At 43.1% G+C, this 15,252-nt stretch carries 12 protein-coding genes; 2 read left to right on the top strand and 10 right to left on the bottom strand.

All coding sequences use genetic code 11. The features are described 5' to 3' along the window. The first annotated feature begins 10 nt into the window (after nt 1-10). Both ACLIIY_RS15080 and ACLIIY_RS15075 read left to right on the top strand, forming a co-directional pair. Nucleotides 11-913 carry an LPD25 domain-containing protein gene (locus ACLIIY_RS15080; protein ID WP_434527860.1) on the top strand — a complete coding sequence of 301 codons (903 nt, stop codon included), beginning with the start codon at nt 11-13 and terminating at the stop codon, nt 911-913. Between the two features lie 289 nt (nt 914-1,202). Beyond that, nucleotides 1,203-1,742, top strand: a complete 540-nt coding sequence (locus ACLIIY_RS15075) for a ParA family protein (protein ID WP_434527859.1) — start codon at nt 1,203-1,205, stop codon at nt 1,740-1,742. Nucleotides 1,743-1,828: 86 nt separating this feature from the next. Here ACLIIY_RS15075 and ACLIIY_RS15070 read toward each other — a convergent pair whose 3' ends face one another. The 10 genes from ACLIIY_RS15070 to ACLIIY_RS15025 all read right to left on the bottom strand — a co-directional run bounded on the left by ACLIIY_RS15070 (nt 1,829) and on the right by ACLIIY_RS15025 (nt 15,222). Next, on the bottom strand, nt 1,829-2,410 hold the full coding sequence (locus ACLIIY_RS15070; protein WP_434527858.1) for a DUF2913 family protein: 582 nt from the start codon (nt 2,408-2,410) through the stop codon (nt 1,829-1,831). A gap of 202 nt (nt 2,411-2,612) precedes the next feature. Beyond that, nucleotides 2,613-2,870 (bottom strand): YqaE/Pmp3 family membrane protein, encoded by a 258-nt coding sequence (locus tag ACLIIY_RS15065; RefSeq protein WP_434527857.1) that lies wholly within the window; start codon nt 2,868-2,870, stop codon nt 2,613-2,615. Between the two features lie 34 nt (nt 2,871-2,904). Further along, entirely contained in the window at nt 2,905-3,192 is a 288-nt protein-coding gene (locus ACLIIY_RS15060; RefSeq protein WP_434527856.1) for a hypothetical protein, read from the bottom strand. Nucleotides 3,193-3,280: 88 nt separating this feature from the next. Then, nucleotides 3,281-3,604 carry a hypothetical protein gene (locus ACLIIY_RS15055; protein WP_434527855.1) on the bottom strand — a complete coding sequence of 108 codons (324 nt, stop codon included), beginning with the start codon at nt 3,602-3,604 and terminating at the stop codon, nt 3,281-3,283. 208 nt (nt 3,605-3,812) lie between these two features. After that, nucleotides 3,813-4,823, bottom strand: a complete 1,011-nt coding sequence (locus ACLIIY_RS15050; RefSeq protein ID WP_434527854.1) for a hypothetical protein — start codon at nt 4,821-4,823, stop codon at nt 3,813-3,815. Next, nucleotides 4,824-9,209, bottom strand: coding sequence for a PAAR-like domain-containing protein (locus ACLIIY_RS15045; protein WP_434527853.1), 4,386 nt, complete (start codon nt 9,207-9,209; stop codon nt 4,824-4,826). A gap of 16 nt (nt 9,210-9,225) precedes the next feature. Continuing rightward, nucleotides 9,226-9,678, bottom strand: coding sequence for a hypothetical protein (locus tag ACLIIY_RS15040; protein ID WP_434527852.1), 453 nt, complete (start codon nt 9,676-9,678; stop codon nt 9,226-9,228). A gap of 290 nt (nt 9,679-9,968) precedes the next feature. Beyond that, the gene (locus ACLIIY_RS15035) at nt 9,969-10,970 is read right to left on the bottom strand and encodes a restriction endonuclease (protein WP_434527851.1); all 1,002 of its coding nucleotides are present in this window, start codon (nt 10,968-10,970) and stop codon (nt 9,969-9,971) included. Between the two features lie 72 nt (nt 10,971-11,042). After that, nucleotides 11,043-14,141 carry a type I restriction endonuclease subunit R gene (locus ACLIIY_RS15030; protein ID WP_434527850.1) on the bottom strand — a complete coding sequence of 1,033 codons (3,099 nt, stop codon included), beginning with the start codon at nt 14,139-14,141 and terminating at the stop codon, nt 11,043-11,045. Continuing rightward, entirely contained in the window at nt 14,134-15,222 is a 1,089-nt protein-coding gene (locus tag ACLIIY_RS15025; RefSeq protein ID WP_434527849.1) for an AAA family ATPase, read from the bottom strand. Before ACLIIY_RS15025 ends, ACLIIY_RS15030 begins: the two co-directional genes overlap by 8 nt. Between the last annotated feature and the right edge of the window lie 30 nt (nt 15,223-15,252).

The following is a 15,252-nucleotide window of genomic DNA, read 5'->3' as shown; positions in this document are numbered from 1 at the left end:
AGAGGCAAATATGAATGAGGTTAGTTCAGTACTCTCTACCGGAGTGAAAATCAAACCGATATCGGTCAAAGTGCATTGGTCAGAGTCACCAGAGTTTAAAGAAGAGACGATGTATGACTTTATGGACTTTGAGCGCAAAGCGCTAGAGGTCGCCAAGACCAATCCGCGAGGTGGCTATGATAAAACCAAGGTCACGGTGCACTTTGATAATGAAGAGACGTACGAATGCCGCTTGGATTTAGGTTGTGGTGGTAATGATGTGGGATTTGCAGAGCATTGCTTAAGCATGCTGGCTTATTATCTGCGCCACCAATACGACTTAGATAAACCATGGTTGCATGACCAGCACCACCTATCACTTATCGAGGCCATTCACAGCTACGAGTTCGATAACACGTTTGTAGAAAAAGCCAGACAAAACATTCAACAAGTGGAAATGAACGCCAAAGCGGAAGATGAAGCGATAGCGCGAGCAGAGCAACTAGAATGGGAACGACAAAACAGAGAGCAGCAAGAGAAGGAGAAAGCGTTTCAAGCATCATTGATTATTCCACCGTGGGCAAAGGCGGTCATTGTTGCCACCTACACGGATTATGATGCCCAGTGCAGTGACTCACGTTCAGGTTACCATGCAACAAAAACGGTCAGAACCTTGATACTGGCGTGGTCCAGACACTCCCGTAACTTGTTTTCTGAACTTCGCAAGGCGTGCTTGAATCATCCGTCCACGGCGTTTTTAAATGACCCAGCCCAAAGCAATGAACACCGCGAAACGCATTGGTCGGGGGATGGTTATTACCTGACGGACACCAAGTACATTCGTTATGGTTGGTCGGTTCGAAAGCATGTCTTTTATAATGATGAGCAAAAGGCGCGTAATGTGCCAATGGGGGAACTGGTGATCCCAGACTAACAGAATATTGAGATAGAGCGCGAAAAGCTCTATCTCAATACTCCTTTTTCTTTTTCTTTTTCTTCGTTTTTCCTTTCTGTCAGCAGAGAGCGCTCGTTTGTTTCTTAAATAGCTGGATCTACACAATGAGAGTCATCCGTCCTCTATAAAAGTAATACTGTACTGATGCAATCTGCTGCATTTACAGAACAAGCAGAACATTATTCGTCCCGTTTCTTTACTTCGTATGCTTCTTATACAACACTTAACGCATTGAATTGAAATATTCTTTCATGTTTAGGAGTCGCCGTTGTACAGTAAACAACAAGACACGATAAGCTTACATTACAGTCAAGCTAAAAAAATTTTAGTCATGAACCAAAAAGGTGGTGTCGGTAAGTCAACGTGCGCGGCGGCATTAATTAGCCATCTAATCCACCTTGGATATAACGTTGAGGTGATTGACTTTGACAGACAACGATCATGCCACGACTGGGCAAAAGAAGTGCTTCCGGGCCGTTCCCTGCCCTATAATCCTTCACTGCGAAGCTTATCTAATATTGCTACAACACTTAAAGTAAAACGCGATACTGATTTTGTTGTGATTGACTCAGGGATATTAAGCTCTCGCAAGGTTGCATTGGCGTTTGTATTGAACCGCTGCTTTGTGTATGACGATAGAGTTGAAAGAACTCACCAACTGTTACAACACTTTCGGCAATATCCGACACTCGGTAAGATTTCTGAAGATACTCAATATCAAGAAGCCTTTTTCTATAAACAAGCAATACCTGCCACTGTCGATCCGCAGCTTTGGCGGCAAGTTATTGGATGGTTACAGAAACAATAAGCTTGGTGGAGTGGAGGGGGGAAAGCACTAAAAGTGGGTGTCAAACTTACAGACGACAGACACTTAGCGTTAGTGACGAGGTGGTTTCAAGTAGGGTGAACTAAGATATGGGCTTGATGCGTTTGTGCATTCCATTCTTTCATTTCAGCAGTAAATAGCCCATGAGCGTTTATTACGTTAGGAAGTTCAGTTGCCTGCTCTAGTTGGATGAGCATGGACAGAGGGGCAACTTGTTTATGCTCTTGATCAAAGCCGTGTTCGATCTGCTCGGATAGCATGTAGAGAATGCCGGGCTCTGCTTCGCTACCTTCTTCAAATAAGCGTGATTCTATCCCTTCCTCATCATACAGATGGACCAACAGATTATAGAGCTTTTCTGCTCCGACAAGCTGAGTTCGGTTCGCTTGTGAGTTTAACTCATACAAGCGCATTTCTAAGTTGCTGCCTTGTTTTCTCGCTACATTGAGCATCAACTTCATGTCTTTTTTGATGTTTGACAAAGATTTATCAGCGAGTTTAGGTTTGAGGTACTTTATGAGTATTTCATTGCGTTTGGGGACGGGCATAAAACGCGGAGAAGTTGATATTTTGCACAATAAGTGGAGTAAAGCATGAGTGACCACGTTATGGAGATTGTGGTAATAATCGAAGTCTTTCTTGATCTGCATAGTGGTTGCGAATGTTCTAATGCCATGGAACGGTATGTCAGCGGTTTACAATCCGATTTTACACTAAAGAAGTAGGAAAATAGAGAGCGTCACTCACAAAGCTCTCATTCTTCTTTGGCTTCCACATCGTTGTATCGAAACCGCTTGATACCTTTTGCGGTGAGTGACGTTCGTTCAGCCGACACCTCTTCCTTTGCTTTATCTAATCACCATCGCCGCCGCCATCATCCGAGGAAGGCGCTTTTTCGGCAATCTTGTGCGCGGGCGCTTTCTGTTGAGGTTCCATTGCTTCAATTTTTTTGTCTGTCTCATAATTCATTAGTGCGTACACAGACCAAATAGCGGCAGGGATCCAACCGATAAGAGTCAGTTGAAGTAGCAAACAAAAAACACCAGCCCACGGTCGGCCTATCGTGAAAAACTGAAGCCATGGGATCAAAATGGCGAGTAATAATCTCATAAACAATCATCTCCTAAATGATAAGTAGCTTGTACTAATTAATTACTTTCTTCGTCGTATTTTTTATTGGCTGAGGCTCGTTATCTGGCGTCACAATATCGACAGCTTTTCCAGCTGCGCCTTCATCTGGAAGCGCCTCTTCTGCGGTCCTTTTAGCTGTATCGGTTGCTGCTTCTTGTGGTGAGCAGCGCCCACCGACACCAACGGTCGCTTTTGCCGCAGTACTCTTTGCCGCTTTCTCAGCCGTACACTCAGGATCAAGTACGCCAGCATGTACGGTCATACTGATCATCGCTAAAATCGGTAGGGTAATTTTCCACATGTTAAGCTCCTGTATTTTATTTCCAATGGTGTTCTAGTTGAGTTTGGGATCGTTTTTGAGATTTTTCACTTTCGAAAGGGATTTATTGCTACCCTAACGCTTTAAAAACATCAGATATGGAGCTTTTAAAACCAATGTCCGTGCCACCTCTTCGTAAGTGTTCACTGTGGCGTATTGAGGCATTTACTTTTTTGATAAGAATGAGTTGACGTTGTTCTTTCGTTCTACTAGGAAGGTCTTGGTTATTCTCAAAAGACAAAGCAAATTGAGTGTTCTCATTGGCGCTCATCGTAAAAATATCAGCAACATAAGCATGATAAGATGAGTAAACAGAGCTTTTGAAAGCTTCGATAAGTTGTTGGCTGTATTCCTGCGAATTGGACATCCCCTCCATTAGAAGCGCCGTGTTCATAAGTTCCCTTTTTCAGTGAATGGGCAGGAAAATTATCACAAAGATGGTTATAGCAAGAGAGCACCACTTCGATTTTTCAATCTGGTGGTGCTATATGGAATATAAGAAAGAGATGGCCTAGTTTGCAGTAGTGGATTGATAGAGAATAAATCGTCGGCAGGAGAGGAAGCCTTTCTTCCTTACCCTGCTCGAACTTTGGCATTCAGCGTTAAATCGCATGGCCTTTTACCCTATTTGTTTGGTAGTGGGAAACGAGATCATCTTGAGCAGCAAGCGCGGCTTCAACACGTTGTTCAAAGTTATCCGGCTTTTTATCCTTGCGTAAGAAGTATTTTGCTGGCTCCCTTGTAAATGACTCACCTGTAATCACTGCTTCTTTACCATGCTCCATAAACGCTAAGATTTGAGCTAATGGGTAAGTCATATCGCTTTCTCGATGAAAAGAAAGCTTTCCGATATCGATGCCCACGATCCCCATCGGTCTATAGCCCGTTTGTTTTTTGTTCTCAAACTGCAATACGATATTTAAGCCAAGGTGATTTTCTAATATCCCCATTTTGTCAAATGACGCAGCGCCAACCCTTCCATGTCGCCACGAGTAGACAATCTGTCGGTTTCTATCAAAGTAAACTTCCGCGTCTTGAGGTTTCAACAAGAAAAGCAACCACATACCTAAAGATAAAGCGCCCATGAAAGAAAAAAGGCCGATACCGAAAAGGAAATGATCTAGCTCTCCAAGTTGCTTCAGCGCTCTCATGTGTGTAAACAATGACACATCACCGTCTTGCTCAAAATAGATACTGTAGCCTTTAATGGCATTATCGGCGAGAGCTATCCCCCGCCGAAAAATATCCTCTTCTTCTTTATCCCCTTCCTTTTGAGCGTCGGAAAGGTAGCTTATGTATCTGGCTTTGTTTTCACTATAACTTTCGATCATACGCCCTGCCTGAGCCTTGTGAGCTTCAAAATCATATTGGTAGCGAGAATCGTAGATAAAATACAGGGTCAACACGGTTAGCATCAGCATCCATGGCACGACAATGGTATTACGGCGAGTATGATAGCCAGTCCTTAACGTCAACAGGTTATCATTGACCTTCATAAAAGGTTCGAGTGGGTCTTCCATCGGAACAACGATCACTTCTGCTCGAAATTGCGCCCACCACTTTGAAAAAGGTTGCGCTTTTGTTGTAAATATTCCTTTAGAGCCGCGATTCATTTATTTTCCCCAAGGTGTAGTGTTTGGTTTTTCATCAAGCATGCCTATTTGACTCGTGCTTATGTAGCCGCTGTTGGTTAAATAGCGTTTTGGTACAACAGTGTTTGGTGTCGGTTCGTAACACCAGATCAGACGAGTCGGATGCGAAAACTCGACATTAACCGTGACATGCAGACCGTCTTCTTTGGCGATACATAACGTCCTATCTTCAAATGCCGCCGCCAACGCACTCCTGAAATTTTCGGTCATGGCCTTATCGGGCTCAGGTACTGAGTAAGCCGCGTATTTGGCATCATTCAGTTCACGATAAATCGAGCCATGCAGTTGAGATACGTTCATTTTAAAATCCGGCAAGACGAATACGTAACTGAGCTTGTATCGATACGGCTCTGAGCCATATGGACGAATACTGCTGTCCACAATAGTGAGTTTGGGCGCGTAAAAATAGTTTAAAAACTCCTGAGACTCGATGTTCAATGCCGCATCAAAGTATTTAATGTTATCAGATGTCACAGCCTTGTTGTTATTAGATGCCACAGCGGTGATAACATCCAGCCTCTCTTGAACAGTATTAATGTCTTCTTGCTTTTTAAAATCACTCCAAAACGGATAATACTCACTTGTTCCCCAGAAAGAGCTGTAGAGCAAGTTTTCGAAACTATTTTTGCCATATCGGCCAATCTGATATGCACTAAATAAAAGTCCTGTAAGACCAACGGCGAGTAATACGGCTCCAACAGGGCCCCCGACGGCCGAAAATGCAACCAATAGACTGGAGACGCCACCGGCCAGATAGCCCAGAGAAGCTTGTTTATTGCCTGACCGATAACTAGTAAAAACATCCCAGAAGTAAACAAATGACATTGCCACGTTTGCACCGACAACAAGTCCTTTTATCGGCGCTGCCGATAGACGCGCATCTAAACGCTGACTGTAAGCTTGTAAACTGCGCACTCCGAGCTTTTCAGCTAACTGCTTACTCATATTCGGTAACTGCTTTTGAAGAGCAAGAAGTGCCCTCTCAGCTTCACGTGCTGCAATATTTACTCCCTTGGCGCTGAACTGACTGAGAGTAATACTGTCTGCGGTGATCGCCGCGAGCGTGGACAACATTTTCACCGTACGATACGCATATTCTTTGTCATCATTGACGGGGTCGAGTGTATCGAATTGTGTTTGAGCCAAAAGATCATTGATGGTATTCACATTTGCTTGATACGACCAATAGGTCAGCCCTAAACCTGCACTTTCTTGTGCGAAATGGAGAAGTGTTTTGGTAGGGAGCCTATCGGCCAGCTTTTTGAGCCATTCAGGCGCTGATGCTGTTGGCTCTGCTTCCAGTAATTCGAAAATACGTTGCTCTGATTGGTTTGCTTTCATTTCAGACCAATTGAGCAGCTTTTCGCCAAAGTGCACGTTTGATTTGATTGACCTTTTTTGACCTGTTTGTTTATCGATTAAGTTTTCGATGTCATCGATCGCCATGTTGAGTCGATTCCCCGTAAACCGAACCCCTAATAAGGCATCAAATAAGGATGGTAAGGTTGCTCTATAAAAGCACTCTAACCCAGAATTTCCCAGTAACTTAGTGCCATAAGTGAACTCAGCTTGTATACGAGCCAAGTAATTGCCTATCGAAGTTAATACTGGCGGAACAGCATGATGCCAATTTATTTGTTCTTGAGGCTGAAGAAATACGATCTGAATGGCCTTTAAAGAAACTCCCCACACCTTATCTAATGGGGTGAGCTCTTCTGTATGAAAGGCTTCACCAACCCATCTATCCATGTTTTCAATGCCTTCTTCACTTGCGGTCACGCCTTCAAAAAGCGATCCAAGAAGGAGCAGCAATTTACCCATCTCAGCAGCAGGATCGATAATGCCTTGCTGACGAATATCAAAGTAGTGTCTTAGATAACAAGTAAGCGAACCAACCTCATCTTCAGCACCTTTACCCGCAACAAAGTAGTCCATTAGAGCGAGCAACTTCTTACGTTCTTTCTTCTTATTATGGATTTCTCTTTGATAAGCTTTCAAAAATATTGGGAGCCTTTCCGTATTAAGGTTTTCCTCCGCTGCTTTTTTGACTTCTGGAATATCGCTTTCAAGACATGACTGTGCGTACTGACCAATCGTCAAAGGGTATTTGTTGACATTGACATAGGCTTGTTGCTCTGCGACATTTTTCGAGATAACTTTTGAGATATCACGCTGACGACCAACTGGGTCAAACAAAGCCACTAAAGCGCCGTCTTTATGCTCGCTATGGCTTTTTTGCATGGTTTCTACAATGCCTTCAGCCGTAAGGTGATAACTTACTGTGGAGGTCGCCAAATCAAGGCCATGAGGCATCGGCTTCGCGCTGTCTTTATCAGCCAACCACTTTTCATCGTTATTGCGGTAATCTTCCACCAAGGCGCTAAGGTTTTCTTTTGTTGCCGCTTGGCTAAACTCGGTTTGCGGCGCTGTCAAATCCACCTGCTGCATCGCCTTTTTACGCAGCTCTTCGTCGCTGTTCATGTTATCAATGATGGCCGCAGACCATTCGTGCTCTGAGTAGACGATGGAGATTTTTTTCGCTTTCGGCGTCACAAACGCAAAAGGATAGAACGTGGCGCCCGATGAGGTATCGAGCGTTAAACCACCTTGGGCGTTTTCTTCATTGGTGAAATGGTATTTCTCAAACTTTTCAATCACTCCTGTCGCAGTTTGGGTTTGCGCGTATTTGAAGATGTGAAAAGGCGCAGTGTCTTCTTCGCTCTCTTCTTTGATGTACAACCAGCCCTCGCGTAGAAGGCGAAGCAGATAGCCGCCGGTGTCTTTCAGCCCGGTCGCGCTACTCATTTCTGTCATGTTCGGCGGGGCTTGCGCAGGCATCACTTCGTCGAAGAAATTCGCGTAGCCATAACGCACCGGATAAATCGGTATGACATTGTCAATCACGCCAGCCACTTCGTTCATGAATGGCTCGACCGTGTCGATGGTTTTGGTGGTGTTAACAACGGCTTCAATCGACTCACTCTCTATCGAGTGCACGTCGTCTGCCGCTTTGATGACCTTTACGTTATCCGTGTTCGCTAACAGTTCGCTGGTTTTGGCTTGCATTTTACTGAACACGCCAGAAATAAGTTCAGGCAGCTGCTTCATGTACGAGCTTAACGTATCGATATGCTTATCGAACACATCCTCAGACAGGTACGCGTATTGCAGTTTACTGGCCTCATCACGTAAGAAGGTTAAACGACTTTTCAGCTTATTCAACAGTGCATCAACTTCACTATTGACGCTCTTTTCTGCCGCTTGCCAATCGTAGTCAGCCAAATAGGTTTGTGGGTTGCCTTTTCCTCGCGCACGCATGTACGCCAGCATTCGGTCAGTGGTCTCGTGTGGGGCTAACCTCAGCAGTACCGACAATAGCTCCCCTTCTTCTAGTACTTGAGGCAAGGTATAAGCGAGCAGCGATTCGGTGGTATGTGGCAAGGGTTGATCAAGGTTGCCAATAAGAGCCTCACAGGTCTTTGATACATCGAACGTTGTATCAGGGTGATAATGGGTAAAGTGCTGAATGACCTCGGTACTGACCATGTCTTGGAAGTAGCGATCGCTACTCAACGTTTGGCCTATACTGCCCCAAGCCGCGCCAACAGTCTCAATTCTGGTTGGCTGCCAAAAACCGCGCTGGCCTTTGGAGGCGATATTGAAAAAATCCTCATCCGACTGGCTGTCTACATGGCGAGGGTTCTCACGACGAACCGGAGTCACCACAAACGGGTCTTGACTCTCTTCGACCAACAGTTTGACTTTCCCTCCCTTGAGCGGGTCGGCATCACTGCGTCCTTTTTCATCCAACGTGGCCTCATACACCGTCGAACCTTGCTCATCACTGAGCTTAAATGGCGCATTCACCAAACGTTGACCGTTGGGATGTCGAACACAAACATCCATGATAAAGGTCTCTTCTAAATCTTCCTCTACGGTGACCGATGGATTTTGCACGCCAAAGCACATGGTATTGCCATTGTTCATGGTCATTTGGTCACTTTGACGTGCTACGCCTCGACCTTCAATCAGCACGTTAGGCGATGACGTCACAAACTGCGCTTCACCGTTGATGGTTCCTGAGCTGACGCCTTTCTTGTCCCCGCCTTCATCACCCGTGCTGGTGCTAAACTTGCTGCCTTGCAGCGCGATGCTGTTACCGCCATCGGCGGTGACACTGGTTGAGCCATCGACTAAATCAGATGATTTTGCGTTGTTACCGTAGGGAATTTCTTTTGTCGCTTTGCCTACTGTAGTGAGACAAACATCGGGGACCGACGCGGTGGCTTCACCGCCTGAGCCTTTATGAACGATACTAAGACCATTTGCGCCAATTGTTGCTGCCATTGTGCTTTCCTCAACCTCAGTTTAAGCGTACTTTCGTCGCTTGAATTTTTTGTAGTTTATCCGCCGATGTATTGATGTTCTGGGCGGTGGTTTTTACCGTGCCACTTTTCGCAGCCATTGATACTTGCGCCTCTCCTGAGCGCAAAGTGATACTTTCTTCACCCAGAATAACCATGTTTTTAGCTCGAAGTATCAATAGGTCTTCATCTAATAAAGAGGTGAAGATATCAACAAGGATAGGAAGGCTCAGATCGCCATCCATAAAGTTAATTTGGCAGTTCAATTGGTTATCAATAGCGAGATCTATGTCAGAAGCTTTAAACGCTCGGCCTATGACCGCCCATATAGGCTGACCGATTGGGTTCCCATGAAAACTGACCTTAACGCGAGTTTTGTCTGAGTGGATTTCGTGAATTTTACCAATTCGAGGATAAACTTGTACTGAGTGCTCTTGTTGCAGGGGATTCATTGCTGCCGTTTCCTTGACCAAATAACAGGAGATTCTAGCAATTAAGTGAACCAAGGCGCTTATTCTCATGTCCGTGAAGAAGGGGAGGTGGTGGTGTTAGTTGGTCGTAATTGGTCGTTTTAGTGCCGGTAATGGTGGTTTTTAAGAAAGATAAGACTGGTAATGTGAGGGTTTAGGTAGGTATGTCAAGTGCTGTAAAAGTGAGGGGGAATATCGCAAATAAAGTCATACGAAAATACTGAAGCAGAGTAGTGGCTCCACTTCAACAAAAAGTTCATTATTTGAAAGATCTATTTAGGCCAATACACTTTTGCGAGTGGTAGTAATACACGTGTATCAATATCAAAATCATCATAATGTGAAATGATAAGATTGAGCAATGCATCAAGATCTATTAGCATAACCGGAACATTTGCTCTATCGGCCTCATACTTTGCTTCTTTAGTAAAGCCACCAGTGCTAACGTACAACGCTCTGTCATCAGATCTTAGACCACCAATAAAGCTCCGGACCTCAGGAGCGCCGACTGCTCCCTTGCGATGTTTCACTTCGACTTTTATCCGTGGTGACTCTAGGCCTAACCCATCAGGAGAAGCGACAATATCAACACCTCGGTCTACTCCTTTCGGTGACACTATTGTTCGGTATCCCATTGCTCGAAGTACTCCGGCGACTAACTCTTCTATACCTTCTGGGGAAGTTTTTACGACGCGATCTTTTATCAGCTCTCTTGATTGCTCTATAACGTCTTCACGAGACTGATTGATTTCTTCTTCTTGCAAGTCATCAGGTTCATCGTTTTGAATAATGTGGGGTTGTCGTCCTGATTTAAGAATGAGTTCAAAGTTCTTAGTAACCTCATGATTTACTGTAAACAAAGCCAAAGTACTGCCTAGCGTGTTTCTTGTGCTGATGGATAAGTCATCTCGACTTACTTCGCCAATCCATTCTACCTTGCGTATATGATTAAAATCGCTATCATCAATTTCCGATTTCTCATAACGGTAATCACTTGTGATATTTCCGACTAAGTATATACGCCTTGCTGGATCGTAAGAAATTGTCCTGTCGCCAACTTTTATATCAAATCGAAATTTCTTCACCATAGCAATGGCGTTACTTGATTTTGATGAGTGTTGATCTGGATACTCTGCTAAATATTTAGCTCTTAATTCAGCTTCATTTGTAACTTCAGACAGGTCACCAAGCTCACTCCATCCTATACTCACACAACCTTGTTCTTTGAATGTGTCAATTAAATAGGCACGTTCACCCGCTAGGATCATCCACATACCTTACACCCTCTACAACTACTCATGACTTTGAAAATACCTCTGCGGCTGAGACTTGACTTGATCTTACACCTAAATGTGCCCGCCAACGCCTTTGTACTTATCGACAAACGCAGCAATTCTTCGAAATACACTCTGTTTTTTTGTTTTATACTCAGGATTTAAAGGACTCATCTTCGGAAGAGCTGCGTTTAAATCCGTACCATTTTCACTTGCATACTCTCGCTTTAGAGATGTAAGTATATATCGTTTAGCTTCTTCAACATTTAACCCTTCAGATTGAATGATGTCTTTAGCTTCTTGTTGCTGCTTGGCTTGTGCGAAAGCAAAGAAGGCATCAATGATGCTTGGTTTGTCGAGAATGTCATCAAGGTTTGTGTTATTAATAAAATCCACGAGCAAGCTTTCTTTTGCTCGGTTGCCTAGACTAGCTCGGATGAGTCGACGCACTTCATCGATAAGTTCTGCTTTGCTACGATTCTTTTTGTTGTGTTCGAATATCAACTCAAGGATGTAATCAAGGTTGATTTCTTGAGACTTCAGTAGGTCTACTTCAAACACAACATCATCCCAATCTATCGTGGACTTTTCTGTCTCTGCTGCTGCTTTTTCTTTACGCTGCCAATCTCGAATGTCATTATAGATAGAGCGATAGTCTTGAATTTGACGTTCAGATAGCATCCGGATCTTTTGTAGAGTTGCAATACTCTCATCATCGATGCTATTGCTTGATTTGAAGCTTTCTAGCGCACCTTCATCACTCGGGTTAATGAGTTGCAATGCTTTTAAGTGTGTGAATTCATCGTAGTTTTGTAATAGGTTCTCAACTCGAAGGTATTCACCAAAAAGCTTGGTAAATGCTTTTTTATCGGCTTCCGTTTCAATTTCCTCAGAAGTAGGGAATCGCTGTTCGAGTTCAGCGACTATCTCAACAAACCCTCGTCTTGCTTGCCCTGTGATGACGTCGGTGAAGCCTTGCATATATTCATCGTAGCTTTTTTCAAGGACGATATTTTTTGTATTTTTGTCACCAAATATTTTTAAGGCTTCCACCGTTGCTTGCTCTAGGTCTCTAAAGGTAACGATATTACCGAATGTTTTAGTTACGTTGTAAATACGGTTGGTTCGTGAGTAGGCTTGAATTAACCCATGGTAGCGCAGGTTTTTATCCACAAATAATGTATTCAATGTTGGAGCATCAAAGCCAGTCAGAAACATACCAACAACAATCAACAGATCGACTTCTTGAGCTTTTACTCGTTTCGCTAAGTCACGGTAATAGTTTTGGAAGCTATTATTGTCAACACTGTAGTTAGTTTTGAAAGCGGCATTGTAGTCTTCAATCACTGAGGTCAAAAACTCTTTAGAAGTCAGGTCTAATGCTGTTGCATCGAAGCTTTCGTCGGTAACATCGCCAATGGCGTCTTGTTCTTCATTCGGTACAAATGAGAAGATAGTTGCAACTTTTATTGGACGTTCACTGTTTTTTTGAAGCTCTTTAAAAGCGTCATAATACGATTTTGCAGCATCAATACTACTGACGGCAAACATGGCATTAAAACCCTGCCCACCTACTTGTAACCGGTGCGTCTTTTGTCGGAAATGCTTGAGAATGTATTGTGATATTTCGTTGATACGCTCTGGATGCAGTAGCGCTTTTTTATTCTCTGCCGCCTTTAGTTTTTCTTCATCTTGCTCCATTTCAAGAGATTTGAACTTAGGTCTGACATCGTTGTAGTCAACTTTAAACTTTAGTACTTTTTCATCACGAATAGCATCAGTAATCACATAGGAGTGTAACTCTCGCCCAAATACGCTCGCTGTAGTATCTGCACCCGAAGCATTTTGTGGAAAGATTGGAGTTCCAGTAAAACCGAACTGGCAGTACTTTTTGAATTTATTCGTCAGCAGAGTTTGAGCTTTGCCAAACTGGCTGCGGTGACACTCGTCAAAAATAAAAATGACATGCTTATCATAAATCGTAAGGTTTGCTTCCGACTTCATTAGCTTGTGAAGCTTCTGAATTGTCGTAACAATAATTTTATTATCGTCTTTCTCTATATTACGTTTAAGTCCAGCCGTATTTTCCGAACCATTGACACTATCTGGAGAAAAGCGTTGATATTCCTTCATCGTTTGGTAGTCAAGATCTTTTCTGTCAACGACAAAGAACACTTTATTGATGTAAGGTAATTCCGTTGCTAGACGAGCCGCTTTAAAGCTGGTTAACGTTTTACCTGAGCCTGTGGTGTGCCAAATGAAGCCGCTACTGTCTGTGGAACTCCATTTGTTCGACTTATTTGCGTACTCAATTTTCCAAAGAATGCGTTCGATAGCGGCTATCTGGTATGGGCGCATGACTAACAAGGTGTCGCTGACGTCAAACACAGAGTAATTGAGTAATACCTTAAGTAGTGTTCTAGTTTGGAGGAACGTGGCGGTAAAATCTTTCAAGTCACGGATCCGACTATTATCAGACTTAGCCCAATTTATCGTGAAGTCATAACTGTTTTTGTTACGCTTTGTCGTGTTTGCAAAATAGCGGCTGTCAGTACCGTTGGTGATAATGAATAACTGTAAGTATTTATACAGTGAATTCGTACTATTGAAGCTTTCTTTACTGTATCGATGTACTTGGTTAAACGCCTCACGGATAGCGACCCCACGTTTTTTGAGCTCAATCTGAACTAATGGAAGTCCATTGACTAAGATGGTGACATCATAGCGGTTTGCAAGTGAGCCTTTTTGTTCAAACTGCTTGATAACTTGTAGCTTGTTACGAGATACATGTTTTTTGTCGAATAAGGCGATATTCTTTATGTGTCCATCATCAAAGATAAAATCGTGAATGTAGTCATCATGAACTTTACGTGTCTTATCTACGATGTTTTCGCTCGGTTTATCTAGGTACGCCTCTACGAAACGTTGCCATTCACCATCAAGAAATGTGACATCATTGAGCGCCTGTAGTTGTTTACGCACATTCTTGAGCATTGCTTCTGGTGTCTTGATTTCAGGCTGGAATTCATACCCTTGGCTCACGAGGTCTTGGATAAGCTCTCGCTCCAAATCACTTTCGCTTTGGTAGCTATCTGTTGTTTCCCAGTTTTTAACATATTTGTCAAGGACGATAAAATTCTGAGATTCTGCGATGGTTTTATGATCAGTCATTTTGAGCTTCCTGCTGCCAGTAACTATAGTTATTAACCAAATTATCCAATAATAGCTTGACCATTTGCTTTTCTTGTGTACTTGGAGCTGAAAAGGTATCGTTTGATAACGTACTGTGGCTTGTGAATTGAATAATACGATGCATGTAAGCTTGTTTAGAACCTTCTACAGAATCCAGTAGATCTGTCCAGTGTGGGTAACCTAAAAAACTTGCCGTTTTTTCATACAAGTTTCTCAGCAAAGTGAAGTGATAACGTTCAACTTTATTCTGTTCTGTAGCTAGTTCCAAGATTTGCTTCAAGTGCAGGTGGTAAGAAAAGCTCTTATTAGAATCACCAAACTTAACGTTCAAGTCAAAAGTCCCATCTTCTAGGCGTTCTAGAAGATAGCAACCGTCTTTTTTCCTTTTATTACTTAACCCAAGCTCGTTGTGTAAGACATTATAAAATAATGGGTTATGAGTGGTTATAATGAACTTCAACCCCTTTCCATTGGTAAAGTCACTCGTTTTGATTAGCCCCGCTAGGTCAACAGCCAGTTGAATAAGGTGGTTATCATCCAATGAACTGACGGGGTCATCGATGAAAACATACGCCAAATTATCAAAAGCGTTTGTACTTCTTTCGCCTGCATCTAAAGTGTTTCGTTCCGCGATCACTTGCTCAAGTAAGCTGTAGAATATGCTCCAAATAAGATTGCTTTCTTCACCTTTAGATATTTTTAGATTAGTAGAAACGTCATCACCGCTCGCTAGTGAAAAGCTGATCTCTGAAAAAGCTTTTACAACAACATCATGATCATTTTGAGCTTTAGTTGTATATTCAGCATTAAACTTAGGTGTCACCGAGCTATCAGTGAGCCTCTGAAAGTGTTCGATTATATTTTGATCTTGGCCCTGATCTTCCAATACCCATTTGGTAAATACATTTGGATGGATTTTTAACTTTCGATTTTCATCTCCCGCTAAGTCATTATCCCAATAGAACAAATCTTCAGTGAACGCGTTGTAGTAGAGGATATTCTTGTTAGATAGCTCTGATGCTTCTTTATCACCATCCCCCTCTGGCAGGATAGTTGTCACTGTTAAAAATTAACCAGTTAGGGCGTAAGT

The sequence above is a fragment of the Vibrio sp. K4 genome (genome assembly GCF_051122595.1).
GTDB lineage: Bacteria > Pseudomonadota > Gammaproteobacteria > Enterobacterales > Vibrionaceae > Vibrio > Vibrio owensii.
The sequence above is the reverse complement of the archived record's forward strand: the minus strand, read 5'-3'. Positions and strand labels throughout refer to the sequence as shown.

What these genes read in the sequence shown, in the direction of transcription:
- ACLIIY_RS15080 (WP_434527860.1), top strand. Translation starts at nt 11, where the DNA reads ATGAATGAGGTTAGTTCAGTACTCTCTACCGGAGTGAAAATCAAACCG.
- ACLIIY_RS15070 (WP_434527858.1), bottom strand. Translation starts at nt 2,410, where the DNA reads ATGCAGATCAAGAAAGACTTCGATTATTACCACAATCTCCATAACGTG.
- ACLIIY_RS15065 (WP_434527857.1), bottom strand. Translation starts at nt 2,870, where the DNA reads ATGAGATTATTACTCGCCATTTTGATCCCATGGCTTCAGTTTTTCACG.
- ACLIIY_RS15060 (WP_434527856.1), bottom strand. Translation starts at nt 3,192, where the DNA reads ATGTGGAAAATTACCCTACCGATTTTAGCGATGATCAGTATGACCGTA.
- ACLIIY_RS15055 (WP_434527855.1), bottom strand. Translation starts at nt 3,604, where the DNA reads ATGAACACGGCGCTTCTAATGGAGGGGATGTCCAATTCGCAGGAATAC.
- ACLIIY_RS15050 (WP_434527854.1), bottom strand. Translation starts at nt 4,823, where the DNA reads ATGAATCGCGGCTCTAAAGGAATATTTACAACAAAAGCGCAACCTTTT.
- ACLIIY_RS15045 (WP_434527853.1), bottom strand. Translation starts at nt 9,209, where the DNA reads ATGGCAGCAACAATTGGCGCAAATGGTCTTAGTATCGTTCATAAAGGC.
- ACLIIY_RS15040 (WP_434527852.1), bottom strand. Translation starts at nt 9,678, where the DNA reads ATGAATCCCCTGCAACAAGAGCACTCAGTACAAGTTTATCCTCGAATT.
- ACLIIY_RS15035 (WP_434527851.1), bottom strand. Translation starts at nt 10,970, where the DNA reads ATGTGGATGATCCTAGCGGGTGAACGTGCCTATTTAATTGACACATTC.
- ACLIIY_RS15030 (WP_434527850.1), bottom strand. Translation starts at nt 14,141, where the DNA reads ATGACTGATCATAAAACCATCGCAGAATCTCAGAATTTTATCGTCCTT.